General features: G+C 50.5%; 22 protein-coding genes. 3 read left to right on the forward strand and 19 right to left on the reverse strand.

Annotated features, from left to right (window positions below):
- Positions 1-11 precede the first annotated feature (11 nt).
- The gene (locus WH37_RS18650) at positions 12-887 is read left to right on the forward strand and encodes an Rpn family recombination-promoting nuclease/putative transposase (protein ID WP_046232143.1); all 876 of its coding nucleotides are present in this window, start codon (positions 12-14) and stop codon (positions 885-887) included.
- Between the two features lie 183 nt (positions 888-1,070).
- On the opposite strand, the gene WH37_RS18655 is transcribed toward WH37_RS18650, so the two are convergent.
- The 6 genes from WH37_RS18655 to WH37_RS18680 form a co-directional block, all read right to left on the reverse strand.
- Positions 1,071-1,925, reverse strand: a complete 855-nt coding sequence (locus tag WH37_RS18655) for an inositol monophosphatase family protein (protein ID WP_046232144.1) — start codon at positions 1,923-1,925, stop codon at positions 1,071-1,073.
- Positions 1,926-2,032: 107 nt separating this feature from the next.
- Positions 2,033-2,881 (reverse strand): sulfite exporter TauE/SafE family protein, encoded by an 849-nt coding sequence (locus WH37_RS18660; protein WP_046232145.1) that lies wholly within the window; start codon positions 2,879-2,881, stop codon positions 2,033-2,035.
- Between the two features lie 94 nt (positions 2,882-2,975).
- Positions 2,976-4,022 carry a UV DNA damage repair endonuclease UvsE gene (gene uvsE / locus WH37_RS18665; RefSeq protein WP_046232146.1) on the reverse strand — a complete coding sequence of 349 codons (1,047 nt, stop codon included), beginning with the start codon at positions 4,020-4,022 and terminating at the stop codon, positions 2,976-2,978.
- A 3-nt stretch (positions 4,023-4,025) separates the two neighbouring features.
- The gene (locus tag WH37_RS18670; protein ID WP_046232147.1) at positions 4,026-4,343 is read right to left on the reverse strand and encodes a hypothetical protein; all 318 of its coding nucleotides are present in this window, start codon (positions 4,341-4,343) and stop codon (positions 4,026-4,028) included.
- 41 nt (positions 4,344-4,384) lie between these two features.
- Entirely contained in the window at positions 4,385-5,497 is a 1,113-nt protein-coding gene (locus tag WH37_RS18675) for a D-alanine--D-alanine ligase (protein WP_046232148.1), read from the reverse strand.
- Between the two features lie 33 nt (positions 5,498-5,530).
- Positions 5,531-6,808: an amidase domain-containing protein gene (locus WH37_RS18680; protein ID WP_082110891.1), complete on the reverse strand. Its 1,278-nt coding sequence runs from the start codon at positions 6,806-6,808 to the stop codon at positions 5,531-5,533.
- 386 nt (positions 6,809-7,194) lie between these two features.
- Here WH37_RS18680 and acnA point away from each other — a divergent pair, with 386 nt between their 5' ends.
- A complete protein-coding gene (gene acnA / locus WH37_RS18685) occupies positions 7,195-9,906 on the forward strand; it encodes an aconitate hydratase AcnA (protein WP_046232149.1) in 2,712 nt (903 codons plus the stop codon).
- Positions 9,907-10,089: 183 nt separating this feature from the next.
- Here the strand turns inward: acnA and WH37_RS18690 are convergent, their stop codons facing one another.
- Both WH37_RS18690 and WH37_RS18695 read right to left on the reverse strand, forming a co-directional pair.
- Positions 10,090-10,800 (reverse strand): DUF421 domain-containing protein, encoded by a 711-nt coding sequence (locus WH37_RS18690; RefSeq protein WP_046232150.1) that lies wholly within the window; start codon positions 10,798-10,800, stop codon positions 10,090-10,092.
- Positions 10,801-10,937: 137 nt separating this feature from the next.
- Positions 10,938-11,684 (reverse strand): IclR family transcriptional regulator, encoded by a 747-nt coding sequence (locus tag WH37_RS18695; RefSeq protein ID WP_046232151.1) that lies wholly within the window; start codon positions 11,682-11,684, stop codon positions 10,938-10,940.
- A gap of 341 nt (positions 11,685-12,025) precedes the next feature.
- Between WH37_RS18695 and WH37_RS18700 the strand changes: the two genes are divergently transcribed.
- Positions 12,026-12,976, forward strand: coding sequence for an alpha/beta hydrolase (locus WH37_RS18700; protein WP_231594278.1), 951 nt, complete (start codon positions 12,026-12,028; stop codon positions 12,974-12,976).
- 99 nt (positions 12,977-13,075) lie between these two features.
- Here WH37_RS18700 and WH37_RS18705 read toward each other — a convergent pair whose 3' ends face one another.
- From WH37_RS18705 to WH37_RS18755, 11 genes are all read right to left on the reverse strand, one after another.
- Positions 13,076-14,710, reverse strand: a complete 1,635-nt coding sequence (locus WH37_RS18705) for a response regulator transcription factor (RefSeq protein WP_046232152.1) — start codon at positions 14,708-14,710, stop codon at positions 13,076-13,078.
- 257 nt (positions 14,711-14,967) lie between these two features.
- Positions 14,968-18,240 carry a glycoside hydrolase family 48 protein gene (locus WH37_RS18710; RefSeq protein WP_046232153.1) on the reverse strand — a complete coding sequence of 1,091 codons (3,273 nt, stop codon included), beginning with the start codon at positions 18,238-18,240 and terminating at the stop codon, positions 14,968-14,970.
- Between the two features lie 44 nt (positions 18,241-18,284).
- Positions 18,285-20,909, reverse strand: coding sequence for a glycoside hydrolase family 9 protein (locus WH37_RS18715; RefSeq protein WP_052737061.1), 2,625 nt, complete (start codon positions 20,907-20,909; stop codon positions 18,285-18,287).
- Positions 20,910-21,327: 418 nt separating this feature from the next.
- Positions 21,328-21,936 (reverse strand): DUF1129 family protein, encoded by a 609-nt coding sequence (locus WH37_RS33770; protein WP_082110892.1) that lies wholly within the window; start codon positions 21,934-21,936, stop codon positions 21,328-21,330.
- Positions 21,926-22,249, reverse strand: a complete 324-nt coding sequence (locus tag WH37_RS18725) for a PadR family transcriptional regulator (RefSeq protein ID WP_046232154.1) — start codon at positions 22,247-22,249, stop codon at positions 21,926-21,928. Before WH37_RS18725 ends, WH37_RS33770 begins: the two co-directional genes overlap by 11 nt.
- 221 nt (positions 22,250-22,470) lie before the next feature.
- Positions 22,471-23,064, reverse strand: a complete 594-nt coding sequence (gene folE, locus WH37_RS18730; protein ID WP_046232155.1) for a GTP cyclohydrolase I FolE — start codon at positions 23,062-23,064, stop codon at positions 22,471-22,473.
- 40 nt (positions 23,065-23,104) lie between these two features.
- Positions 23,105-23,344, reverse strand: coding sequence for a YneF family protein (locus tag WH37_RS18735; RefSeq protein WP_046232156.1), 240 nt, complete (start codon positions 23,342-23,344; stop codon positions 23,105-23,107).
- A gap of 145 nt (positions 23,345-23,489) precedes the next feature.
- Entirely contained in the window at positions 23,490-24,656 is a 1,167-nt protein-coding gene (gene queG / locus WH37_RS18740; protein ID WP_046232157.1) for a tRNA epoxyqueuosine(34) reductase QueG, read from the reverse strand.
- Between the two features lie 66 nt (positions 24,657-24,722).
- Positions 24,723-25,325, reverse strand: a complete 603-nt coding sequence (gene lepB, locus WH37_RS18745; RefSeq protein ID WP_046232158.1) for a signal peptidase I — start codon at positions 25,323-25,325, stop codon at positions 24,723-24,725.
- A gap of 18 nt (positions 25,326-25,343) precedes the next feature.
- Positions 25,344-25,886, reverse strand: a complete 543-nt coding sequence (locus WH37_RS18750; RefSeq protein WP_046232159.1) for a DUF402 domain-containing protein — start codon at positions 25,884-25,886, stop codon at positions 25,344-25,346.
- 138 nt (positions 25,887-26,024) lie between these two features.
- Entirely contained in the window at positions 26,025-26,447 is a 423-nt protein-coding gene (locus tag WH37_RS18755; protein WP_046232160.1) for a GNAT family N-acetyltransferase, read from the reverse strand.
- Positions 26,448-26,701 lie beyond the last annotated feature (254 nt).

A 26,701-nucleotide genomic window follows, 5' to 3' on the forward strand; every position in this document is an offset into this window, starting at 1 on the left:
GTTGAATGTTAATGGCTGAGCTTCTTGATCCTCGAAATGATTTTTTGTTTAAACGCATTTTCGGCAGTGAAGAAAACCGCGATGTCTTGCTGGCTTTCCTGAACCGAACATTTGCAGAGGCCGGGAAGCCGCCACTTACCGAGATAATTCTGCTTAATCCTTATACGGACAAGGACACTCCACGGGATAAGCAATCCATCTTAGATATACGCGCGAGGACAGCAGAAGGCGAACTGATTAATGTGGAAATGCAACTGTTTAATAAATATGATACAGAGAAGCGGACCATGTTTTATTGGAGTAAGCTGTATAGTGGACAATTGCAGGAAGGACAGTCCTACAAGCTGCTGAAAAAATGCGTAACCATTAATATATTGAATTACTCGTTTCTGCCCAATGACCAATATCATAGTGTATTTCATCTGCGGGAGGAGCGTAGCGGCATCCCACTTATTGATGATATCGAACTGCATTTCTTAGAACAGCCGAAACTGGATGATCGTGCAGTGCCTGTTGAACATGGCGGACTAGTCAATTGGCTGCTTTTTCTAAAGGGTACGCATAAATTCAATTGGGAGGTGCTTACAATGAACGAACCTGTATTAAAGAAGGCCATGACTACATTAGAATTTCTTAGTCAGGATGCTGAGGCTCGCAGGTTATATGAAGACAGGCAGAAATTCCTTCATGATGAAGCATCTATGATTGAGGGAGCCCTTGCCGAAGGAGAGGCCCGGGGAGAGGCCCGGGGAGTCCTTCAAGGAGAGCAAAAAAAAGCGCTCGAAGTAGCCCTGAAACTTTTAGCACTCGGCGTTGATATATCGATCATTGCTGAGGCCTCAGGTTTGTCTGAAGCTGAAATTATTGCGCTTAAGAAACAAGGGTAATACGGTAGCATACACTATGTAGTATTGCCTGCGATCACATATCTCCACATAAAACATGGTTACAGCATTAGAGTGCCATTAGCACAGCAGCAAAGAAGCAGCCCCTAGAAGGCTGCTTCTTTGCTGCTGTGCTATAGCTCGCTGCACACTTATTTTTACAGGTAATGCCTACTCTGCTCCCTGCTACTCAGTCGCCTCAGCAACCGCCAATGCCTTCAAAAACGGCTCATGCATCAGCCCATTCGAAGCCGCTACATTTCGGACGCCGAGGTGATAGCTTTTGCCCTGCGTATCTGTAACGATTCCGCCTGACTCCTGTACAAGCAGCGAGCCGGCTGCCAAATCCCAGCTGTTCAGCCCGATTTCCCAGAAGCCTGTAAGGCGGCCTGCTGCTACATAAGCCATATGAAGCGCAGCCGAGCCTGACGAGCGAAGATTGCGCACCTGCGGCGCAAGCGCCTGAATGCCTTTCAAATTCAGCGGCAGCGCATACAGATGATCTGCCGGGAAGCCCGTCGCGATCAGGCTGCTGCTGAGCGTTTCTTCCTTTGACACCTGCATCCGCTTGCCAGATACATAGGCGCCTTTGCCCTTCTCGGCAAGGAACAACTCGTCCTTCATCGGATCATATACGACCCCAACGATGACCTCTCCTTTATAAGCAAGCGCAATCGATACGACGAAAAAAGGAAAACCATGAACGAAGTTCGTTGTTCCATCAATCGGATCGACAATCCATAAATATTCCGCCTCGCTCTTATCGGCGAGTGCCTGAGCTGAAGCCTCTGGTCCAGGCTCGACCCCTTCCTCGCCCAAAAACGAATGATGGGGAAAATGCGTCAGAACAAGCTTTTTAATGAGCTGCTCCGAGCCCTTATCCACTTCGGTTACTAAATCATGCGAAGAATATTTCGTATCCAGTCTATTATAATTTCCTAGTTTCGTCTTGATCCATTCGCCCGCTTTGGCCGCGCAATTGATCGCAACCGCAGTGAAGCTTTTGCCGCTTACAACTGAAGGTTCACGCTGATCACTCACGGTGCATCACCCAACTCTCTTTAATAAGTTTAACTATTAACATTATCTATTATTACGCTTATAAATCAATATGCGTTCCTGTCTTTTTGCTAGATTTCAAAAAAAGGCTACAACTGCCTAATGCCTTCATAGACCAATTGGCAGGCCAGAATGAGCAGCGTAACCCGCAGCAGCCATAGCAGCCCATTGCCGCTCATCTTGTTGGCGACATAAGCCCCAAGCTTCCCGCCAATCCATGCGCCCGGAATAAGCGCCAGCAAAATCCACCAGTTGATCTCCCCCAGCCATACATGCGTGGCACTGCCCAATATCGACGATAAAAAAATAACAAACATCGACGTAGCAGTTGCCGCATGCGGTGGAAAACGGAACAACAGCACCATTAGCGGAACGAACAATGAGCCGCCGCCAATACCAAACAATCCGGAAATGACGCCTACACCAAACCCAATAACTAGCATCGGCCAGATCGCATAGCCATACGTATGCTGCTCACCAGCCGCATCCACCATCGTCCGCTGCACCGGCCACTCCCGCGCAACCGGTTTCAAATAATTTCGCACAATCAGTAAAGCAGATATAAGCAGCATAAAAATGCCAAAGGACAAATTAAATGCGGCGCCTTTCAAAAGCCCTGTCATAGCCGCTCCAAGCATTGCAGCCGGACCGCTTGTCGTGAACAGCAGCCAGGCGCTGCGGTAATCGACGATTTTGCGCTTCGCGTAGGATAGCGTTGAGGCAAGCGCCGTTACAATGAGCATCGTCAGCGAGGTGCCTACCGCTGTGCCATGGTCGATTGGAGCGCCAATGAGCGAAGGCCCCAAATACATAAGTGCTGGCACAATAATAATTCCGCCGCCCAGACCGACAATACTCCCGAACATCGCTGCTGCCATCCCTAATAATACGAGTGCAATCCATTCAAACAAGGGTGTCACCGCCTTCTGTTCAATCATGATGCGTTACATGTTCCCCTACACCATCACTTTTCATTCCTAGTAGAAGAGCACCGTCAACGATAGCTGACGGTGCTGCATGCTTTTGTAAAGCCTATAGCTCGGTTACCTCAATACTGCCTCCATCCACAATCCGAACGCCTTCGCCCCTAGCCGCCAACATGCGGAAGTCATTCATAAGCGCCAGCAGCGCTTTATCCTTGAACTTCGCTTCGAGCATGCAGTCAAGCTGTGGTGTTACCGCCGCCACCTTCCGCAAAAACAGCAGCAAATCGTCAACATTCAAATAGTCAGCATGACTGCGTGGATTCGTTCCTTCCTTCGGACTGGAAAAATGGATTTTTGGCGGCAGGCTAATTTCTTCCGCATCGCCCGTACCACCTAACGCTTCGCTATTCAGCCGCTGCTCTTCAAGCCGCCACGTTTCAGCGATTTGCGGCCACAAGCTGCGACACAGCTTGTCCAAGGAGACGCCGCCATCATTTACCTGATGGTGATGCACATCAAGCACCATCGGCACTTGCACAGCCTGAGCCGCCTCAAGCGTCTCGACGGCGTTAAACGTCTTATCGTCGTTCTCCAGTGTGACGCGATGCCGATAGCGCTTCGGGAGCGCCTGAAACTGCCGGATAAAGCGTGCTCCTGCGACCAGCTTGTCGCCATAAGCACCGCCAATATGTATGTTGCACTTGACTGACTCCGGCAGCCCCATCTCCTCCAGCATGCGGACATGATATTCCATGTCCCGTTTGGAGCTTTCCAGCACCTCGGATCGAGGCGTGCTGAATACGCAAAAATGGTCAGGGTGAAACGAAACCCTCATCCGATTTTTTTGCACAAAATCACCTATATCACGAAAAGCTTTACGCAGCACCGGGTAAGCATCCCAATCTGCTACAGCCTGATGGGTTGCCAGCGGAATTAGCTTCGAGGAGAAGCGGTACATCTGAATATCGCTCGCCTTGGCATGCTTCAAAATCCGCAGCGTGCTGCGCAAATTGTCTTCCGCAGTCCGCTCCAGCTTGCGCAGAGCTGCTTCGCGGTCCGCGAGCTTAGTGAAGTTTGCGAACGTCATCGTGCGGGATGGCGAAGCATTTTCCAGCAGCATGCTCATGGCTACGAACCCGAACCTTACTAGCACCCGCTATTCACGCTCGCCAAAAAACATTTCGTAAGCCAGTGCAGTCTGCACTTTAGCCTCTTCCTCTGTCAGCTTTCTCACAAGCTCCATCTCCACTTCAGTCACTTCTTCGCCTTGAAAATTAATTTCAGCGATTGAAGCGAGGATGCGGACTATGGCAATGGCCTCATTGTTCGTCGTATACGCAATGACCTTCTGGCCGGTAGGATATACGCGAAATCCGCTCTTTACCATCTTGCCCTTGCCGTACTCAAGCAATTCATGAAGCTCCTGCTCTGACTTGAATTTGCATACAGAATTGAACTCGGTTGAAAATCCCATGATCTCCCTCCTTTCTCTAGAGCGATTTCTCCGTGCTGTTATTACGCTTCGCTTGCTCCAAAATTGATTTTTTGCTTCTCGCCATGTCGTCTTAAGGCTAGCTCAATCAGCTTATCCAACAGATCGCGGTAAGGCATGCCTGTTTCTTTCCACATGAGCGGGTACATGCTGAAAGGCGTAAAGCCCGGCAGCGTATTAACCTCGTTAATAAACAACTGGCCGTCCGATTTGCGCATGAAAAAATCTACGCGGGAAAGGCCTGATCCATCAATGGACAAAAAGGCACGAATCGCCATATCCCTAACCGTCTCTGCGATTTCCTCCGAAAGCTCGGCTGGAATTTGCATGACCGATTTGCCATCCACATATTTTGCCTTATAGTCGTAAAATTCATTAGAAGCAATAACCTCGCCCGGCACAGAAGCTTTAGGCTCATCATTGCCAAGCACAGCGACTTCAATTTCTCTTGCATCGACGAACTCCTCAACGATAACCTTACGATCATATTTGAAAGCATAGTCGACTGCCGCCATCAGCTCCTCGCGGTTACGCGCCTTGGAAATGCCAACACTGGAGCCAAGATTAGCTGGTTTAACGAAGCATGGGTAGCCGAGAGCCACTTCACATTCCATTACAAAAAAGGCAGCGTCCTTCTCCCACTGCGTGCGATTGAAATAGCGGAAGACGCATTGCGGCAGCCCTTCCTGGGCAAATACTTTTTTCATCGTCACTTTGTCCATGCCTACTGCCGATGCCAGCACGCCTGCGCCAACATACGGAAGGTTTGCCATTTCGAACAGGCCTTGAATCGTGCCATCCTCGCCGAATGTGCCATGCAGCAGCGGAAATATGACATCAATCGCCATCGTTCCAGCTGCTGCGGCACCTGATGGAGCTAAACCGGCAAACAGCGGAGCAAGCGGGAAGCCCGCTCCGGAAGCACCAGCTGCAAGACGCAGCTCCTCCACGTTTTGCGGCTTGCTTCCGAGCTTGCCGCCAACTCTCCACTCGCCCTGCTTAGTAATATAGAAGGGGGTAATTGCGTATTTATCGTAATCAAATTCTCCCATTACTGCGAACGCTGTCTGCAGCGAAACCTCATGCTCGCCTGATTTTCCTCCATATACAAGTGCTACGTTTACTTTCGTCCCCATCGCATATCCTCCGGTAAAATAATAAATAATAAATTAGAGTTGATCCTCAATATGAAAAAAACGGTACCTGGTCTGTCCCGTCCAGGCGTAAGAATCGCGATAGTCCCAGTAGCGATGGCGGCTGGGCACAGTATTCGCATTGACAAGCGGCATACCCGCTGCATCGAAAGCCGTTACAATCGTGCTGTGCTGAAAACGGTTGTCGCCGTTCCAGTCATAAGTGATGACATCGCCAAGCTGGAGCTCTTCAGCCGAGTCAACGACTCTGGCCCGAAGTCCTGACTGCCGGGGAGTGGATAAATAGTTCGTCAGCGCATTCGACACCGACCAGCTGTAGCTCCACCATTCCCTGCCTCCATTACGGCCTTTATACCACCAGCCGCTGCCCCTTGTACCAGTATAATTCATCGGAGCATTGCCTGCAAAGACCGACTGGGAGATGTAATTTGTGCAGTTGACCTCGAACTCCTCATAAGCAGGGTTTGGTTCATTCCACCAACGGTCGGCGTAAGCGGCCGCTAAATCGCGCCGATACAGCGCGCGGGTGCTTTGGGGTTGAAATGCTGCAAACAGGTCATAATTTAAGTAGGGCACGGAGCGAAGCCGGAATCGCTCCTCTTCTTGCTGCTGCTCTTCCTCTTGCTCCTGAAAAGAAAGCTCGAAGCGCGGCCGCCGTTCCGCAATAATGGGCTCAATGCGAACGATGTGCCAGCGTTCGTCCGCAGCAGCCAGCCATAGCCGCTCTACTTCTTTCCGCTCTTCTATATACCGCAATCCTCTATGCTCAATCTGCCGCTTAATATGCAGCCGAATGAGCACGGACGCTTCGGCCCCAGTCTCCTGCACCCTGACTAGCTCAGCCTTCGTCTCACTGCGCGAGGGAAGGACGCCGCGCAGCAAATCCCGCTCGCGCAGCCGGTTCAAGCGTCCGTGGAGCCTGCCGCAATGCTCCTTGTCCGCGACGAAGCCGTCTACCGCTGCTGCATGCTGCTCGGTTTCCGCCTGATTGTACAGGCTTACATACTGATGAACGACGGGCTTCCAGCCCCGCGCTTCTTCACCGGACAGCGGAGGCGAATCGCCTGAACGCATTAGCGAGGTCATCGAAGAAGCACCCAATCGCGAACGCTCAGTCGCTGCTGGCTCCGGCTTCTGCTGCTTTGCTCCGCCTTTCTTCGTTCCCTCTTGTACATGCTGCTGGACGTGCCGCAGAGCGGGCTGCGGCTGAAAGGCGGACAGGTTCAGCAGCGGCTGCCGCTCCTGCCTGCCTGCACGGCGGCTTGCCGTTTGTTTGTCTGATCGCAAGGACATCGGCTTTCCCTCCTAAAAAGCAAGCTTTTAACCCGCACGTGCTGCGGCGGACGCCAGGCAAGGGTGCGGAGCGCCTAATCATTATATTTATATGTACACATTCCTCCAAACATGAAGCTCTGCCCAAAAGCTCGCATAATAATCCATTATTAGGATAAAACAAGCCATGCCGATGGATGTTACATTCGTCCATCAGCCTAAATGCCTAAAATGGGCGCCAATATTCGAGAAAGCGGGTACAATTGGACTTTACGAGAGCCCCTATTTAGCGATATACTAGAAGCATAGCAAATTTGAAATCGTGTTTCACAGAGCGAAACACATCCTAGAAAAATGTTTCCTTTTCTTTTTTAAAAAGTAAAGCCATCTAAGGAGGAACTTGAACCATGTCTCAACAAAATCATTACTCCGTTCGCACCTCGCTTGACGTAAACGGCAAATCCTTTGCGTATTACCGTTTGTCCGGCTTGGAAGAGCAAGGCCTTGGAAAAATTTCCAAGCTTCCATTCTCCATCAAAGTACTGCTGGAGGCTGCTGTACGTCAATTCGACGGCCGCGCGATTACGCCTGAACATGTTAAGCAACTGACAACATGGGCAGATGGACGCGAGGACAAAGAAATTCCGTTTATTCCTGCTCGTATCGTTTTGCAGGATTTCACTGGCGTTCCTGTCGTAGTCGATCTTGCAGCTATGCGTGATACGGTTAAACGTGCAGGCGGCGACCCTAAAAAAATCAATCCGCTCGTACCGGTTGACCTCGTAATCGACCACTCGATCATGGTTGATGCATTCGGCAGCGCAGACGCGCTTGAATACAACACGAAAGTAGAATTTGAGCGCAATGAAGAGCGTTACCGCTTCCTGCGCTGGGCACAAACAGCATTCGATAACTTCCGCGCTGTACCGCCGGGAACAGGTATCGTTCACCAAGTTAACCTGGAGTACCTTGCATCTGTAGCTGCTACAAAAGTCATCGATGGCGAAACGGTTGTTTTCCCGGATTCCCTCGTTGGTACGGATTCCCATACAACAATGATCAACGGTCTTGGCGTAGTCGGCTGGGGCGTTGGCGGTATCGAGGCTGAAGCAGGCATGCTGGGCCAACCGCTTTATTTTGTAACACCTGAAGTTATCGGCTTCAAATTGACTGGCAGCTTGGCAGAAGGCGCTACGGCGACTGACCTTGCCCTGACGGTTACTCAAATTCTTCGTAAAAAAGGCGTTGTCGGCAAATTCGTCGAGTATTTCGGTCCCGGCCTGTCCAACATCAGCCTTGCTGACCGTGCAACAGTTGCCAATATGGCTCCTGAGTACGGCGCAACCGTTGGCTTCTTTCCAGTTGACAGCGAGACGCTTAACTTCATGCGCGCAACTGGCCGTACAGAAGATCAAATCGCTCTGGTTGAAGCTTACTACAAAGCACAAGACATGTTCCGCACAGATGAGACGCCAGATCCTGTCTTCTCCGATGTGATTGAGCTTGATATGTCGACCGTTGTTCCTTCCCTTGCTGGACCGAAGCGTCCTCAAGACCGCGTTGAGCTGACAGCAATGAAAGAAGAGTTCAACAACATCATTCGCACGCCGATCGATAAAGGCGGATACGGCATGACGGATGAGAAAATCGAACAGCTTGTTGACGTGAAGCACCCGAACGGCCAAGCAAGCAAAATGGGCACTGGCGCCGTCGTTATTGCTGCTATCACAAGCTGCACGAACACCTCCAACCCAAGCGTTATGCTGGGCGCAGGCCTTGTTGCGAAGAAAGCGGTAGCTCTCGGACTGACCAAGCCTGCTTACGTAAAAAGCTCCCTGACGCCGGGCTCGCTCGTCGTTACGGATTATTTGAAGAAAGCGAACCTGCTGGAATCGCTGGAAGCACTCGGTTTCCACGTTGCTGGTTATGGCTGCGCAACTTGTATCGGCAACTCCGGTCCGCTTCCTGATGAAGTAGGTCAAGCGATTGTAGACAACGACATGACGGTAGCGGCTGTATTGTCCGGTAACCGTAACTTTGAAGGCCGTGTTCATGCTCAGGTGAAAGCGAACTATTTGGCTTCTCCTCCGCTTGTTGTTGCATACGCGCTTGCAGGAACGGTCAACATTGACCTTTCCAAAGATGCAATTGGCTATGACAAAGACAACAACCCGGTATACCTGAAAGACATTTGGCCAACTTCGAAAGAAATTCAGGAAGCAACTGCGGCTGCGCTTAATCCGCAAATGTTCCGTGATAAATATGAAAATGTATTTACGCAAAATGATCGTTGGAATGCAATCGACGTGCCAGAAGGCGAAAGCTACGAGTGGGATCCAAAATCCACTTACATTCAAAATCCGCCGTTCTTTGAAAACCTTGGTACAGAGCTTAACGATATTGCCGACATCCATTCTGCAAATGTGCTTGCGCTTATGGGCGACTCAGTTACAACTGACCATATCTCCCCTGCCGGCAACATCAAAGCAGATAGCCCAGGCGGCGAATATTTGATCGAAAATGGCGTAAAAAGAGAAGATTTCAACTCGTACGGCTCGCGTCGTGGTAACCACGAAGTCATGATGCGCGGTACATTCGCCAACATCCGTATCCGTAACCAAGTGGCTCCGGGCACTGAGGGCGGCGTAACGACTTACCTGCCTACTGACGAAGTAATGTCGATCTACGATGCTTCCATGAAGTATCAAAAATCCGGTAAAAACCTTGTCGTTATCGCTGGTAAAGAATACGGCACAGGAAGCTCCCGTGACTGGGCGGCAAAAGGTACGTTCCTGCTCGGCGTAAAAGCCGTTATTGCTGAAAGCTTCGAGCGTATTCACCGTTCCAATCTGGTAGGCATGGGCGTACTGCCACTGCAATTCCAAGAAGGCCACGGCTGGAAAACACTTGGTATTACAGGCCGCGAAACGTTTGATATTACTGGACTGTCCAATAATGTGACAGCGGGCGAGACCGTAATGGTAACAGCAACCCGTGAAGATGGCACAGCATTCGACTTCCAAGCTATCGTTCGTTTGGACTCCATGGTTGATGTAGACTACTACCGTAATGGCGGTATTTTGCAAACCGTGCTTCGTCAAATGATTGCTAACATGTAGTAAGCATTAGTTTTACCGTGATTCGCAGAATGAAGAGATAGCCTCTCTTCATTCTGGCAATTGCAAAAATTCAGAAAAGCAGCGATTCTCCACTAACGGGAGAATCGCTGCTTTTCGTTTTATGGGAAAGGGAAAGCCATCCGACCTCATGCTTCACTCACTGACTGCCGCCGCACCTCTTTGCTACTCCTGATCCAGCGGCTGCTCAATACCATCCTCATAGAAATCAAAGACCAACTGCTGCTGCGTGCCTCTTACTGCATAGAAAACATCGGTCAGCTTTTTCCCCCTATGCTTCTGCCTCAGCCCTTTCTCCAGCCACTCTCGGGTCAGTCCGTGCAGCTTCAGATTATCCTCCACCACCACGCCGTCCATAATCAGCTCCACCGGAAAAGCCTGCGATTGCTGCGGCAGCCCCATATCCTGCTTCGTGACGAGCCGGTACGCATCCTTTTTCAGAAAAGAGATTCTTCCATTGTCTTCGAGCAAGGCATACTCCACCTCTTCGATATTAAAAACGCCCCTTTCCCTTAGCGCTTGGTTCAGCGAATCCAGGGTATAGCGAATCTTCCGCATGCTGGCTTCCATGATTTTGCCGTTTTCTATCAGCACGGTGGGAGAGCCCGAGATCCAGCTGCGCATTTTTCGGCTTTTAAGAGCGATCAGAGAAAGCAGGAAAGACATAGCTGTAATCACAATCAGGGACAGAACAATGTAGGAGGGTCTCAGGCTAGCATTAAACGCCAAATTCGCCGCCAGGGAGCCCAGCGTAATGCTGGTTACAAAATCGTTAAACGTCATATTAGAAAGAGTCTGCTTGCCGAGAATTCGGGGAATAAGCAGCAGCAGTCCCACTGCGAGAATCGTCCGGATCAAAATTTCCACATACGTCATCTTCAGACCTCCTCCCCCCATTATTTCCAAACGGCATTAAAAAAAACAGCGCCCGCTTCACTTTTCCTCAAGTGAAGCGGGCGCTGTTTTTCTATTCATGCGGCCAGAATCCGAGCATTTAGCCGCCTTGCTGCTCGCTATTTCATCATCGTACTCATCCGCTTGGACGCTTCCAGCAAAATAGGAGCAGCATCGCGCATTTTATCCATCGTCATACGGCTTGCCGGACCTGATACGGATAAGGCGGCGACAAGCTTGCCTTCCCGTCCGAATATCGGAGCGGAAAACGCGGCCGCACCCGGCTCCCGCTCCTCAAAGCTCGTCGCATAGCCTTGCTCCGTAATGTCCGCAAGCTGCATCTTATATTGATCCAGATCGATCGTAAACAGCCACGATGGATCGCCGAAAATCTCTTCCCGCACGAGCGGATCGGCGTAAGCGATCAGCACCTTGCTTGATGCCCCTGCGTAAAGCGGCAGCCTCGCTCCAATTGGCGCCACCCGGCGCACGGGCTGGTTGCTCTGCACCGCCTGAATGCGAATCCGTTCCGAGCCGTCGCGCACGTAAATGCTGACGGTCTCGCCCAGCTTATCGCGCAGACGCTCCATCTCCGGCTGCCAAATGACCGCTGGATCATCCGTCCGGGATAAATGTGCTGACAGCTCCCATACCCGCATGCCAAGCCTGTAGCGGTCCGTCACCCGATCACGCTCTATAAAACCTTTATCTTCAAGGGTGGCCAGCATCCGATGGACTGTGCTCTTATGAAGCCCTGTCCGCTCGGCGATTTCCGTCATAACCAAATCCTTTCCCGCTGTAAAACATATCAAAATATCCAGCGCTCGTTCGACTGCGCGTACGGTTGATTTCCCTTCCTCCGCCATGATGTGCCACACCTCCCTCGTTTCATTAAGTGAAACTCATTCTCACACAGTATAACTCATCAAAGGCTTAATCGTAAAGAAAAGATCACTTGATTACAAAAGCATTACAACACCTTAACAATACGTCGACATCAATTGACAGGCACTCTCCCTCGGCATACGATTAAAGAACTAGAAAACGAAGCGTTTACATGGTTCGAGAGGAGGAGAAGGGTATGAGCACAACAATGATGACATCTGTTTCAATGGAGGGAGCCTTCCCCCAGGGACTGCATCCCTTTCCTTCTCTGGATAAGCTCCAACTGCCACGCCCGAGCGCAAAAACCAGGAGGTTGCACGCATTGGTTGCTCTTATTGCCTCACTACTAGCTCTATGTATGATCGTTGTCGTTATCTTTCACGCCTATGTGGCCTGGATGCTCGCCTATCCCTACGTCGCTCCGCTTACTTCCAATCCGAAGGCTGCAATAGGACTTGATTACAAGGACGTACTCATTCCAAGCATCAGCGGCAAAACCAACGTCAGCGGCTGGTACGTGCCTGCCTACAGCGATGATTCGAACAGTGAGCCAGCTACTCGCACGATCGTGTTCAGCCATGGCTACGGCGCGAACCGCGAAGAGACATGGGTACCGATGTATGATTTAACGAAGCTGCTTAATGGCCTTCATTATAATGTTATGCTTTTCGATTATGGTTACGCCTCTGCTACTGACAAAACGGCAGCAACTGGCGGTTTGGAAGAATCCCAGCAATTGCTAGCAGCCGTTCAATATGTGAAAGACCAAGGCTCCAAGGAAGTGATCGTCTGGGGCTTCTCCATGGGGGCAGGAACGGCAATGCAAGCTGCTCTGCAATCCAAGGATATTAACGGCATGATTCTTGACAGTCTGTTCGTGCCAAGCGCTGATTCGCTGTTCAACAATGTCAGTCAGGTGGTCAGCCTACCACGTTTCCCATCTGAAGCATTGATCGGGGCACTGCTCCCACTCTGGACAGGAGTAGGCATCGATTCCGTGCCAGCTGAGCAAATGATGAATACGAGCTACGATATTCCTATTTATATTATTCATGGCACGCAGGATGTGAAGTCGCCATATACGACGGCGGAGCATATTGCAGACAAACAGACGAATCCATTGTCCCGCTCGTGGATCGTGCAGCAAGGACAGCATGAAATGCTATTCCGCGAGCATCCGAGCGAATACATTCAGCGCGCTGCGCTTTTCCTCAGCCAGGTCAATCAGCAGGTACTCGCTGATCAAGCTGACCCGGCAGCAGCAAGTGCTTAAACGAGCAGCCTGCCGCATAGCAAATGCCCCGTACACTGGAGATTCTCCAGCAGCGGGGCATTTTTTTCGTAACTTCTATAATGGGCCGTTCCCCCCCACTCAGCTCCCCGCTTCACCCTTGTAGCGTTTGCGAAACTCAATCGGCGAATACCCTTCCTGCTTTTTAAACAGCCGTGAAAAATAAGAAAAATTGCTATAGCCCGTAATTTCCGCCACATCGCTCACCTTCAGATCCGATTCGCTGAGCAGCTTCTTCGCGTATTCCATACGCTGGCTTACGATATAATCCGTTAGCGACGAGCCTGTCTCCTTTTTGAACAATCGGGATAAATACGCAGGGTTAAAATGCAGCAGCGAAGCAATTTCCTCCCTGCTGACCTCCTCGGACATTCGCGACTTTACGTATTGCTCGATTTGCTCTACGATAGTCGGCTCGCTCTCCTTCTGATTCGCCGCATGCTCAAGCGCCATCTCAATGACCTGCCTCGTCCACAAGCGCAAATGGGCAAGCGACTTGGTGCACGGCGCACTCCCCTCCCGTTTAACGCTGATCGCATCGATAACGTATCCAATTGAAATACCGCTTTGATTAAAGGATTGATAGAGAGAAGACAGCAAATGATAATAGAGCGCTTTCAGATCCTCCTTAGAGAGTGGATATTCCTTGTCATAGGAAGCAAACCATTCATCGACTGCCTGATACAGCTCCGCATGGCGGCCCTTCTGCAGCAGCAAGGCAATTTCCGCCGGCCAATCCTTGCGCCCCAGCAGCTGCTCCGGCATCTGATGCGCTTGCTCGCCCTCAACCCATACGTCCTTCATATCGCCCGCGCACTGCCGCTCCAGTTTAAGCAAGGAGGCACTGCGGCTCCCGAGCGTACAGAGTGTTCCTGGCAAGCTAATATAACATTTCACATGGCTGTAAAAATAGACCCCGCAATCTTCGACCAGCCCCATGCATCGTCTGCGCAGCTCGGCAATACTTCTCCCCTGCTCCTGCGCATGGTAGACGACGATGAACAGCTCGCCATTTCGGCTCTTGAGAACCGCTCCTGGCCAATTCTCCAGTACGGTTTCCTCTGCACGGTTCATTACCGCGTACTCCAAAATTTCTTCATCCTTTATGCCAAAGCGCGCTTTCCAGCCGGAGATACTCACGAGCACAAGCATAAACTCGCCGCTTTCTGCTGCATCCGGCTCCATCAATGACAGCTGGCTAAGCAGCGCTTCATTATTGGGTGTTTTCCCTGCAGGATAAAGCACATCGTTCCAGAAGCGCTCCACAAGCTCCTGTTTGTGATGGCGCAGCACCTTTTCAAACTTGCCCATCCGCCTTTTCAGCAGATTATGCTCCCGATCCTGCTCCAGCTTGCGCAGCGAACGAGCCACCGTCTCCAGCAGCAGCTCATGTCTGACAGGCTTGAGCATATAATCGAAGCAGCCTGCACGCAGCGCCGCCTGAACATATTCGAAGCGGTCATGCCCCGTAACAAAAATGACGCTGGCCGAAAATTGCTCCTGGTTTAGCCATTCGAGCAGCTCCAGTCCATTTTCACCCGGCATCTCAATATCGCAGATGACAACATCAATCCGCTGGGCGCAAAAAACGAGCCGCGCCTCCTCTACATCCATCGCTCCATACACTTCATTTATTCCTAAAAATTCCCAATTTATCGTCTCCATGATACTTTTCAAAGCATAAGCTTCATCATCTACCACGAGAAGGCGATACATGATAAACACCCTCCTTTGCGCTTTGAAGTGTTTATTGCAGCGGCCTGCTTCGCACAAGCCGTCTATCGCTTGAATGCACCGCTTCCTTCCAAATGTTTTCCAATTTAATCTTATCAAATTATGGATATTAAAACAATATTTTCTCGATTGCGTGAGGCGGTTTCTCCATCAAAAAAAGAGGGCCGCGCAAGGCATATTCACCCAGCACGACTCCTCTTCCCTTCCTACAGTTACTTGCTTGACTGCTGCTGTATTTTCTAAGGCTCAATGCCCCATACAAGCGTGCCGTTTTGGTAAAGCGTCACTTGATTCCAATCGACGAGCGAGGTTTTCGTCGCATCGAAGGAATAGTCATTGGCCTCATTCAAGTTGGACCAATCATTTTTGGAAACGCGCGTCTGGATTTGGCCGCTCGTGCCGCCCGCTGCAATGGAGCCTGCTGCAGTTGTGAAGCTGATTTCCATATACGTATCAGCTGTTGCAGTCGGCGAGCTCATGGTCACGAAGGAAGCCTGCACATTGCTGCTGCCCACTTGTGCATAGTCACTCCAGAAGCTATGCTGCTGCGTGCCATCCGCCGTGAAGTAGTAGCGGATTTTCAGCGTGCTCAAGTCTACCGCAGTCGTGCCATCGTTCAAAATATTAAAGTGCGCCATCATCGCATTATTCGTTGCATTCGTATCTGCCGCTCTATACTGGACCTTGAGATTGCCGCCGACTGGAGGCGCGACAGGCGTTACGGCTGCCGTATTGGAAAGCGTCGTTCCAGCAGCATTTTCAGCAACAATTCGGTACGTATAAGTGGTGCCATTCACAGCAGTCGCATCCGTATAAGCCGTTGTTGTCAGGCCAGTAGCTACAGGGGCAAATGCACCGCCTCCCGAGGAACGCTCAACATTATAGAAATCCGCTCCACTGGATGCTGTCCAGGAAAGTGCCGCTGACGCATTGCCCGCGGTTCCCGTCAAGGTGAATGCTCCAGGTACGACGGAGCCCGGTGCCTGAGGCGTTACCGTCACCTGCGCCGAGTTCACGGATTCGCCTACTGCATTGACGGCACTAACAACATAATAGTAGGTTGTGCCATTCGTGACACCCGTATCGCTGTAGCTTGTGCCGCTAACCGCAGTTGCTACCGTCGTGTATGGTCCGCCTGATGTTGCAGCGCGTTTCACATTGTAGCTCGTTGCGCCAGGTGTCGTGCTCCAGCTCAGGCTAGCCTGTGCATTGCCGGCTGTTCCTGTCAGTGTCGCCGGAGCGCCAGGAACCGTTGGAGCTGCTGGCGTACCCAGCAAACGGTCATACTCGGCATAAGCCGTTGCAATATCTACCTGCGACCAGAAACGGTGGTACTTGAATGTCGGTACGCCGTTATCCCATGTTCTCGTCGTATTGTTCCACGACGTGTTGTACAGATTGGACAAGTACGACCATTGTGGATCCTGCTGGATCAATGGACGCAAATCAGCATAGCCGATATAGACGCCATTGCCGCCTTTTGCCGGATCGGAGGCTACTGCACCGCTGCCCGGAAGCGTGTTGCCTTGGCCAAACGTACCCGTCCAGCCGCTCGGGAAATAAATTTCCTTCGTGAAGAAGCGGTTGTAATCCGCACGCTGCTCTTCTGTGACGATACCAACGCCATCATTGTAAGCCCAAGCCGTGTCAAGAAGCTTGCCAGCCATTTCCTTCGCTTCAGCTGCAAGCGGCGTCAGACTTCCCGTTTCAGCCTGCGTACCCGCTGCGAAGAACGACAGTGCTTTAACGTAAGTGCCGAGCGCACCAACGTCTTGGCTCGGATTTATCGTAGTCGCATGGTAGGTAGGGTTGCCCGTATAGGAGCTAAAGCCATTCCATGTATCCGGCTGGCCATTCCACTCTTGACCTCCCGGAATCCAGAACTCGCCTGGCGCAGCAACAGTCGCTACGTTCACGTTGGTTCCGCCCAGTATACGCTGGCCTTGGGCATTCAAATAGTAGCCGTCATCGTCAGTAACTGGACGCTCATCGACGAATACATAATCCAGCGTCCAATCAACCCACTTCTCGATAACGGTTTTCGCCATTTGGAAGTTTTCCGAGCTAAGGTCGCCATTTTCAGCCAAAATGTAATACAGCTCAGCTACGCGCTCAAGCGGCCATACTTGGAAGCCAAACCAAGTGTTCGAATCCGGATCATGATAAACCGGAGCTTCATCATAAGCCATGCCGTAGAACTTGCTCACGCCTGCCGGATAGGCGGAATATTGGCCGTTCCAGCTGTTTGTCGCGCCGCCGCCCATTGCACCCTCAGACGATTGCAGCCACGTATAAAATTCTAACTGGCGTTTAAGCGATGCGTTCCAGTCCGTCTGTGCCGTCGCGGACGAAGGGATGAGACCGCCGTCCTGAGTCGACAACGCATATGCGGCAACCGGGTTTTGGTAAGCCTGGTGCGCATGGCTTGCGCCGATACGCCAAGCCCAGTTTCCGGAGCCTTGCTCCAAGCCGCCGCCCCACGACGTATACCATGCCATCAAATACGAGCTGGAATCCTTGCCCGTTCCCGCAGTTGGCGTGCCACCGCTGGCGCTTCCGATTTTTTGGAAGTATTTATCGTACATGCCGTAACGGAGATAATCGCCCATCTTTTTCGCTTTATTCAAATAAGCGGTATTGTTGTAGCCAAGCTCCTTCGCCCAGTACATCACTTGTACAGCGCGGCCGTCCGCGTCCGTCGCGTTCGTATAGCGCCACTGCTTCGCAGGCGCCTGGTTTTCCTTCGTGAAGAGGGACATGAAGCCTTCGCCTGTTTTCCCGAATGTCTGATTGTCCTGAGAAGGATGCGGGATCGCCTCCCACACCGACTCCTGCTCGCCGCGCTGGAACGTGTTAACATAGGTTGAAGTATGCGTTGGATTCAGAAGGTTGCCATAATTGTACCAGTTGTCAACGTCAATCAGCCAATGCATCAAATACGTTTGATTGTTGCCGTACGTCGCTTTCAGCTCGGCATCCAGCGGGTCTTTTCCCGCTGCATATTTGCCGGAAAGCTGCACCGGATATTGATCCGGGAATGGCTTTTCATCTGCATACGTAGCTGGGCTATTCGGATTGTAATAGTTCATCGTCGGCTGCTCTTCCTTGCCGTCTCCTTCATTGACTGGAATAATATACTTCTCCATGTTATCCCAGGCTGCTTCCAAATGGCTCCAGTCCTGCGTATAGTGGCCATACAGCGTCTCTAGCCACAGCCAGTAGCTGTACGCCTCGGAAGTACTCATATGGCCGTAATCCGGCGCTTCACTAATCAGCGTCTCAATGGAGTGGTACGGAATGCCTTCTGGTGAAAAATAGCCGTTCGCCGGATTTTTGATCTGGTCGTACATTTGCAGGAAGCGCGACTCCTCAATGCTGACTGCCGCCTGAGCAGCTGCGGAAACTTTAGGGCTAGACCCCCAAAGACCAGTGGATAGCGTGACAAGCAGCGTTGTAGACAGGACGAGCCCCGTTACTTTTTTCGAAGCTTTCAACGTGAAAATCGGTTTCATATCATCTTACCTCCCTAATTTGGAATAGCAGCTAACGTCTGATACTATGGCTCAATTCCCCAGACGAGTGTTCCGTTCTGATAGAGCGTTACCTTGCTCCAATCGACGAATGACGTTTTGGTAGCATCGAAGGAATAATCATTCGCCTCGTTCAGATCCGACCAGTCTGTTTTGGAAATACGGCCTTGAATTTGACCACTGCTGCCGTTTGCACTAATGGAGCCTGCCGCTGTAGTGAAGCTGAGCTCCAAATACGTGTCCGCCGTCTCCGTTGGCGTGCTCATCGTAACGAAGGTCGCCTGCACATTGCTGCTGCCGATCTGCGCATAATCGCTCCAGAACTGATGCGACTGCGTTCCATCAGCCGTGAAGTAGTAACGAAGCTTAAGCGTATTCATAGCTACAGCGCTTGAGCCGTTGTTGAAAATTTCAAACTGCGGCATCATCGCATTATTCGTTGCATTCGTATCCGCCGCTCGGTACTGCACCTTCAAGCCGTCTGCCGGAGGCTGCGTCGGCTGTGGAGTCGGACTTGGCGTCGTCGTTGGTGTCGGTGTTGGTGTTGGTGTCGGTGTCGGTGTTGGTGTTGGTGTTGGTGTCGGTGTCGGTGTTGGTGTCGCCGTTGGCGTTGGTGTCGGTGTCGCTGTTGGCGTTGGTGTTGGTGTCGCAGATGGTGTAGGAGTCGGTGTTACGCCCCCTCCATCCGGCGTTTGACCGAACACGAGCGTTCCAGCATCGTAGACCGGAATTTTAGTCGTTTTTACTGTCTGGCTTGATGTAAGCCCTGCATACGAATAATCATTCGCTGGGTTCCATGCCCCTTGAGGACCGGAAATGCGGAACTGGATTTCCTTGCGGAAATGCGGTTGGCCGCCAGGGTAGATTTTCGTGCCTGTGAAGTCCGCCAGCACATAATAAATGTGATTCGCGTCGTCAAATGGCTTCAGGCTAACTGCTGCGCCTTGATTATAGTTGGCAGTGACACTTACATTAGCTGCGGTGTAGCCAGCCGCATATACCTCACTTAAATCAATGAAGTAGCGGAAGGACAATTTGTCTCCCATACGGGCGGGCCATGCCGATTGATTATTCAAGAAAGCTTTAATTTCAGTAAAATTCGAGCTGGACTGATTCACTTGCGCTTCTACAAACATTTCATCGGCCTTCGTTTCGGCCGGAGGGAAGTTCGCAAGCGGCTGCTGGCCAGCACCGTACAGCAAATTCATTTTTGCAAGTGAAGCCGTAAAGCCTGCATTGTAGTCCGTCGCTACTTCATTGCTCACATAGTCATTGATAGAATCCGTATATTGATCCGATGCATTCGGTCCGCCTACCAGTGCGCCATAAAGCGTATGACGATGCGAGGTTGGATTGCTTAGGCTGTCTGTCCACGAGCTGTGTGCCGTGCGATGATGCGGATGCTCTGGTGCATTGACACCATATCCGACCACGTAGCTGCTGTTGCGCGGATTGTCGCCGAGCATGTATTTAATCTGGCTAACGGCAAAATCGTTATAGCGCGCTTTTTTGACTGGGTCCGCTACAAAATCGGAATATACAAATGCAAGGAAAGAAGCATTCGCCGAATAGCGCAGGGAGCCCCATGAATCCAGCCATGCCAGGCCGCCCGGCGAATACGTAATTCGCGATCCGTTTGTTCCAACGGTCCAATAGTTCAAATTGCGCTCCGTCGAGGCGATAAAATCACTGGCCTCCGGCCTCCCAAGCTCCGATGTAATCCGGGCGAGGAGCAATTGAGCGCCATAACGCTTGTCATCCCAGCCGATTGTCCATTTGTAAGCCCAAGTGTTGCTTGAGCTGTCCGTGTCCCAGTCATAAGCTGATTGAATGGCTTTATTCAAATAAGTGTTATCCTCTGTTGCCATATACAGCCAAGTCGCAGCCCAGGTCAATTCATCTTCATAGCCGCTCCACGAATTGTAGAAGGAAGCAACGTCGGTAATGCAATCCGAGTATTTGCCCCGGTATGTGTCGGCAAAGCTGTACAGCTCTTTCGCGTGCTGGAGCAGCAGCGCAGAATAAGCCGGATCTGACTGCTTAAATACGATAGATGAGGAGGCGAGAGCCGCCGCCGTCTCTCCTGCCAGCTCTGAACCGCGGCATGTTGCCGTGATTTTAAAAGAAGGACGCGCCATTTGCATCACTTCCGCAGGGCCCCACCAAGCATGATCCGTGTTTCCTGCACCAACCTGTCCCCACAGCTCATTAGGAGCTGTATGCGCTTTCACGAAATAATCGGTAGCCCATTTCAAATTGTCCAATATCTCATTCAACTGGCCAGCCTGCTCATAGCCTTCCTTATATTCATAAACCGACCAAGCCAGCATAGTAGCTGAAAAAGCCATCGGAAGCCCAAATTTCACATGATCCCCCGCATCATACCAGCCGCCTGTCAAATCGACGCCATGATCAGCTCCGTCGAGCAAACCGGAATCGCCGCGCCACTCGACACGATTCGTATCGGGAAGCGCTCCTGAACGCTGAGTTTCATAAAAATAAATCGCTTTCTGCAATGCCTCTGCATAATTATAATTGCCTGCCGCCTGGACGCTCGAGATTGGCTGCAATGGCACGCTTCCTAATAGCAGTGCGATTGCAAGCGCCTGAACGAGCACCCATTTGATCCGCTTTGTGCGGTTTTTACTCAAAACCAACAACTCCTCTCATCATTTTCACTGCCATGCGCTTCGTATTGGCCTTGTTTTCGTTTTCTCCTCCCCTCTGCTTCTTTTCCGTCGCCCTCCCCACTGTATAAACTAATACGAGGGTCTACTACCATTTTATAGGATTAATTTCAGGTGGCACTAGTCCTTTAAATGACTTCTTTACTGTCACTTTAATGACTTTTTTGGCGTTTTTTTCGTACAACCCCTACCTAAGTCCTTCCTTTTTGGACGCTGCTAGTACAAATGGCGCCTGCATTTGGGAAGATTTCAGCTTACAGCTTGTGATGCGTGGAAAACAAAAAACTTGAATGCCCTTCGCCTTTCCAGCGAGCACATTCAAGCCTTATTGAGATATGACCTTTCGATATTCATATAAACTTGGTGATTGTTCAAGCAAGCTCTATCTTTTCTTTTTCAATAGTGGCCCAAACAAGGAGAAAAGGATAATGAACAGGCTGATCGCCGCTGTCACATAAGCATAACTCCCATGAAGCACGAGCCTCGGCTCAACGGGCAGAAAGCGATTAGCAAACACAAAAAATCCAACATACGCTGCCAAAGTAACCAGACTTATTACGTACGTAATCCAAACGGATTGGCGCTTCGGCATAAAAGCTCCCTTTCGAAGAGCTACTAACAGTCCACAAGCCAAAGCAGAGGATAAAATCATATAGGCGATGGTTTCATATAACGGGATGACTAATTCCCCTGAGAAACCTCCTATAAAACGCCACAGAAGCAATAAAGGAATCAAGAGAGCATAGGTTCCAAGCTGCTCCCGCTTTGTTGGTTTAGGCAATTCTCGAATGATTTCATCACAATAGGATTTGGGGTTTTGTCCAAAAACCTGTTCGAACGACTTCCCATCTTGTTGGGCCGTTAATAAATGGTCCTCCAACTCCATAAGAATTTCACTGGCTTTCTTATCAGAAACGGAGCTGCTGCGAACGTAAAACTTCATTTCGTTTAACAACGTTTCATTTCGTGCATTCAGCATATTACACGCCATCCTTTCCTAAAATTCGGTTAACCGCAAAACTCAGCTCTTGCCATTTGCTGCGAAACAGCTCAAGCTGCTGCTCCCCTTCCGGCGTCAGACGATAGTATTTGCGATTGGGTCCAGATGCAGAAGGGCGCTGCGTACTCGTAATAATCTGCTCTTTCTCCAATCGAAGCAAGAGCGGATATATACTTCCTTCCTTAGCGAACACGAAGCCATTTACAGCGAGCTTCTCCATAATTTCATACCCATATGTCTCCTCCTCAGCAATTACTGCCAGCAGACACCCTTCAAGCACCCCTCTAACCAATTGACTAGACACAACAACGCCTCCATTTCGAAGCCTTTTCACTATATTGCAAAGCAAGGTAGCTGGTTAAAAATAAACTAACTTGTGTTGCAAGCTAGTGATTTAATCTTATACTACTTCCCCATTCATTGCAAGCCCAACACATATCTATCAAAAAAACCGCTCCATAAGCCGGTGCATGATGCACACTAGCTTAGAAGCGGTCTTCGTTAACCAATAGCTACAAAGAAATATTAGGACTTGAGCAAAGCTAAAAATTCGGAACGCAGTGCCGGATTGGAACGGAACTCGCCGCGTACAGCCGACGTCACCGTCATGCTGCCAGGCTTCTTCACCCCGCGGGAGCACATGCACAAATGCTCGCCTTCCACGACGACCATAACGCCATGCGGCTGCAGTTCCTGTTCTAAAATATCCGCGATTTGGCTCGTAATGCGCTCCTGCACTTGCAAGCGTCTTGTAATGGCTTCTACCAGACGAGCCAGCTTGCTTAGGCCAGCAATCTTGCCGCTTGGAATATAACCAATATGTGCTTTGCCGAAAAATGGCGCCATATGATGCTCGCACTGGCTGTAATAGATAATATCTTTTACAATAACCAGCTCTTCATGCTGTTCATCGAACGTAACGCCTAGCACCTCGCTCGGATCAACCTCATAACCTGCGAAAATCTCTTCATACATGCGGGTGACGCGTGCAGGCGTCTCCAGCAGCCCTTCCCTTTCCACATTCTCGCCAACGAGCTTCAAAATTTCCTTCACATGAAATTCAATCTGCTCCCGGTTCTGAATGACTTTAGAGTTGACGTAATCTTTCTTTCCCGCCATGCGGACCACCCTCTTTTTCGCTAATCAACAGCTTATGCCGCTACCTGCGCGGCATCTTCTGATTTTTGTTCATATTCTGGTTCTGGTTTTTCATCATGTTTTGGGCACGCGTCATCTGCTGCTTGTTCAGATTATAGCCCATTTGTTTCGCCATCTTTTGAATCATTTCTGGATCGCTTTGCATTTTCTCCAGCTGCTTGCGCAAGTAGAATACGCCGATGAAAAATCCGCCGACTGCCCCCACGATTAATGTCACAATCGGAATAATGTAACTCCACATAAAAAGCAACTCACCTGACCCTTTCCTGACTTAAACTTGTCTACAATGACCCCTATAATAGCATGTAAACTTGACATTCGCAAACGCTGGAAGCGCAAACGGTTTTCCCTATTCCAGCAGCAGCCAAACGCAGGCGGCTGCTGAATCATCGTGGGACCGTATCGGCACCGTCTGCTATCGAAAGCAACGCCTGCTCCATATAGCGCCTCGCGTCATCATCAGCCTCTTGCAGCAAAGCCTGCCGAATCGCTTTCTCTGCCTCTGCGCCGCCAATTCGGCCAAGCGACCAGGCAGCTGTTCCCCGCATGACCGGTCGCACATCCTGGCGCAGCACTTGAATGAGATCCGGCACTGCGCCCCTATCTTTAAAATTGCCCAGCGCAATAACTGCATTGCGCTGAATCGGCTTTTTGCCCCGCCAAGCGGAAGAGCTGCTCGCATATAGACGTTGAAATTCCTTATTGCCAATCGTCAGCAGTGGTGTAAGCAGCGGCTTAACCAGCTCATGATCCGGCTGCAGCTCCGGCTGATGCGTCCAGTTTTTGCCCCGGTTCACCGGACATACCGTCTGGCAAGTATCGCAGCCGTATAGACGGTTGCCGATTTTTCGCATATAGCCGTCTTCTACAAAACCTTTCGTCTGCGTAATAAACGAAATGCAGCGGCTCGAATTAAGCTGGCCTGGACCAACGAGCGCATCCGTCGGGCAAGCGTCAATGCATTTGGTGCATTCGCCGCAGCCATCGGTCACTAACTCATCCGGCTCGAACGGCAAATTCGTAATCATTTCCCCAAGATAGATCCACGAACCAAGATCCTCGGACAATATCGAACAGTTTTTGGCGCTCCAGCCTAGTCCCGCGCGCTCGGCAACAGCCCGATCTGATAAAGCTCCAGTATCGACCATGCTTTCAGCGCGAAAGCCCGGTACGCGTTCCGAAAGCCAGGATTCAAGCCGTCCAAGCCTATTGCGCAGCACCTTATGATAATCCTCACCCCAAGCCGAGCGGGACAAAATGCCCCTTCTTGCTCCCGGCTCCGATTTAGGAGGCTGTTGGAGCTTGGATGGATAAGCGATCGCGATGGCGATAATTGATTGCGGCTTATCAAACAACAGTGCCGGATTGGTGCGCTTGTCAAGGTCCGGCTCTTCGAATCCCGACTCGTAGCCAAGCTCACGGTGCGAAATAAGCCGCTGCTTCAAGGTGATGAACGGATCAGCAGAGGCAATGCCTATTTTGTCGATGCCGAGGCTGCGCGCGGCGGCTTTCATTTCTTTTTTCAATGCAGCGTAATACGCCCGTTCCTCCATCCCTTCACCTCCCAAAAGCTTAAGCTTGCTACTTGACGCGCCGTCATCCCATCGCTATGTCTGGATCTATAACGGTTTTATTTGTTTGTACGGCCATATGATAAACTGCGCCTTGCCCTCAATCGATGAACTTGGAACCGCTCCAAACATCCGGCTGTCCTTGCTTGCCCGCGCATGGCGGTTGTCGCCCATCACATAATAACTGCCTGCCTCAACGGTTAGCGGCATGATGTCCAAATCCTCAATATCCGTATCAATATACGGTTCGTCCACCAGCTCACCATTGCGATATAATTGCTTGCCCGAAATTTCAATTCGGTCTCCAGGCAAGCCTACGACGCGTTTTACCAGCAGCTCCTTCTCTTTGCCAAACGCAGAGGGGTCCTGCAAAATAACGACATCGCCGATTTTAGGCGTACCGATCAAATATACGAATTTATTTACAAACAGCCATTCCTTCTCCTGCAAGGTAGGCTCCATCGAATGTCCCTCTACGGTCGAAAGATTAAACACAAACAGATGCAGCACTGTAACGAGAATGAACGATATGCCAACGGTTTTCACCCATTCCCAAAGCTCCTTCGACCAGCCCGAGCGTTTAAGCGCCCCAAGCTGCTCCTGTCCTTCAGCCTCGCTGCTGCTGCCGCCGCCAAATGAAAATCTGTCCATTCCTTAACCGCCTCCGCCCTATAAGCTTGTGCGCCATGCTTCATAATAAGACATAATCACTTCGTCATCAAAAGGAGCTGCATGCTCGTCCATCTGCAAAAGCAGCTCGCTTAGCCCTTGCAGCACATGCTCCTGCACATCTCCTGGATAGTCGTACTTCGCTTTATGCAGCTCGAATTCATCCTCATCCACCACTTGACGACTGCCATCCGGCAGACGGATGACATCCAAATCGTAATCGATATAGGTGAGCAGCTCGCCATGCCAAGCAAATGGAGAAGCGAGATTGCAGTAGTAGCGAATACCATCTTCCTCAAGCAGCGCAACCACATTATACCATTGTCCGGGCAGAAAAAAAGAAACCGCAGGCACCTGGCTCATCCAAACCTTGCCGCTGGCTTCCACAATAGGTGTCTCAAAGTTGATCGTCACCTTAAAGCCAAGTGCGGCATGCTGCGGAAGGAGCAGATGTGCCGGAATAAGCCAATTGTGCTGCCAGATGCGATGAATGCTGCCATCGTGCTTGAAGCTCTTGATGACGCAATGCTGATAGGGGTCCATGTTGTTCTCCTTCTTGCAGGCGCTAAGCGCAGCGCTTAAACAGCCCTCTTAATAAATAGAAAAGCATATCCCACCGCCAAAAGCAATGGCGATGCAGATATGCCCTGCAAACGGTTATTGGACGGCCAGAGGCTCGTCCTAACCTGCTATAATACTTAGCTGTTGAAAAGAGCGGAAAAAATCTTTGGACACATAGCCCAGCGATTCATAAAGCGGCAAAACGGCTTCATTATGCTCATCAGCTGTAATTAAAATTTTCTTTACTTGGCGTTGTTGGAATCTTAGGCGCAAAGACTCGATAAGCGCTTTGCCAATTCCTTGACGCTGATGATCCGCATGGACCGCAACACGATAATAGTAGCCCGTGTTATTATCAATCGTACCGATAATGACACCTACAACTTCCGACTCATAGAGAGCGACGAGAACAAGCTCGCTATCCCATGACAATTGACGCGCAAAAGCTTCCATTGTTTGCTCGTAACATTCTTCAGTTAATACATCCGCAAGAAGAGCCGTTAGCAACCTGTAATCTGATAATTGGAAGGAACGAACATTCATTATCGATACACACCTCTATACCATGTCATTGTGCTGCAATTTAATCATTATACTACATCTTCTATCGTTTTCCTTCACAAAATTTTAAAATTTGTTTAAAAAAATCTAAGAATTTAGCGAATTATGACTGAAAACGCTTTAAATTAAGCGCTTACATAAAGTTTTGCCCCCTTTTCGTGCATTTGATTCGGTTTTCTCCCACTTATGCATAATTTCTTTATCTATATGACATGCTATTTGGGTCTACCTTCTCT

Origin of the sequence: Paenibacillus algorifonticola (assembly GCF_000971975.1) — a bacterium.
Taxonomy (GTDB): domain Bacteria; phylum Bacillota; class Bacilli; order Paenibacillales; family Paenibacillaceae; genus Pristimantibacillus; species Pristimantibacillus algorifonticola.

Excerpts from the sequence above, each read along its gene's own strand:
- WH37_RS18660 (WP_046232145.1), bottom strand. The coding sequence starts at position 2,881 with ATGATTGAACAGAAGGCGGTGACACCCTTGTTTGAATGGATTGCACTC.
- WH37_RS18690 (WP_046232150.1), bottom strand. The coding sequence starts at position 10,800 with ATGACGTATGTGGAAATTTTGATCCGGACGATTCTCGCAGTGGGACTG.
- WH37_RS18750 (WP_046232159.1), bottom strand. The coding sequence starts at position 25,886 with ATGGACCCCTATCAGCATTGCGTCATCAAGAGCTTCAAGCACGATGGC.
- WH37_RS18650 (WP_046232143.1), top strand. The coding sequence starts at position 12 with ATGGCTGAGCTTCTTGATCCTCGAAATGATTTTTTGTTTAAACGCATT.
- WH37_RS18705 (WP_046232152.1), bottom strand. The coding sequence starts at position 14,710 with ATGTATCGCCTTCTCGTGGTAGATGATGAAGCTTATGCTTTGAAAAGT.
- WH37_RS18675 (WP_046232148.1), bottom strand. The coding sequence starts at position 5,497 with ATGGGGACGAAAGTAAACGTAGCACTTGTATATGGAGGAAAATCAGGC.
- WH37_RS33770 (WP_082110892.1), bottom strand. The coding sequence starts at position 21,936 with ATGGCGTGTAATATGCTGAATGCACGAAATGAAACGTTGTTAAACGAA.
- acnA (WP_046232149.1), top strand. The coding sequence starts at position 7,195 with ATGTCTCAACAAAATCATTACTCCGTTCGCACCTCGCTTGACGTAAAC.
- queG (WP_046232157.1), bottom strand. The coding sequence starts at position 24,656 with ATGGAGGAACGGGCGTATTACGCTGCATTGAAAAAAGAAATGAAAGCC.
- WH37_RS18670 (WP_046232147.1), bottom strand. The coding sequence starts at position 4,343 with ATGGGATTTTCAACCGAGTTCAATTCTGTATGCAAATTCAAGTCAGAG.
- lepB (WP_046232158.1), bottom strand. The coding sequence starts at position 25,325 with ATGGACAGATTTTCATTTGGCGGCGGCAGCAGCAGCGAGGCTGAAGGA.
- WH37_RS18680 (WP_082110891.1), bottom strand. The coding sequence starts at position 6,808 with ATGTCCTTGCGATCAGACAAACAAACGGCAAGCCGCCGTGCAGGCAGG.
- WH37_RS18735 (WP_046232156.1), bottom strand. The coding sequence starts at position 23,344 with ATGTGGAGTTACATTATTCCGATTGTGACATTAATCGTGGGGGCAGTC.
- WH37_RS18710 (WP_046232153.1), bottom strand. The coding sequence starts at position 18,240 with ATGAAACCGATTTTCACGTTGAAAGCTTCGAAAAAAGTAACGGGGCTC.
- WH37_RS18695 (WP_046232151.1), bottom strand. The coding sequence starts at position 11,684 with ATGGCGGAGGAAGGGAAATCAACCGTACGCGCAGTCGAACGAGCGCTG.
- WH37_RS18755 (WP_046232160.1), bottom strand. The coding sequence starts at position 26,447 with ATGAATGTTCGTTCCTTCCAATTATCAGATTACAGGTTGCTAACGGCT.
- folE (WP_046232155.1), bottom strand. The coding sequence starts at position 23,064 with ATGGCGGGAAAGAAAGATTACGTCAACTCTAAAGTCATTCAGAACCGG.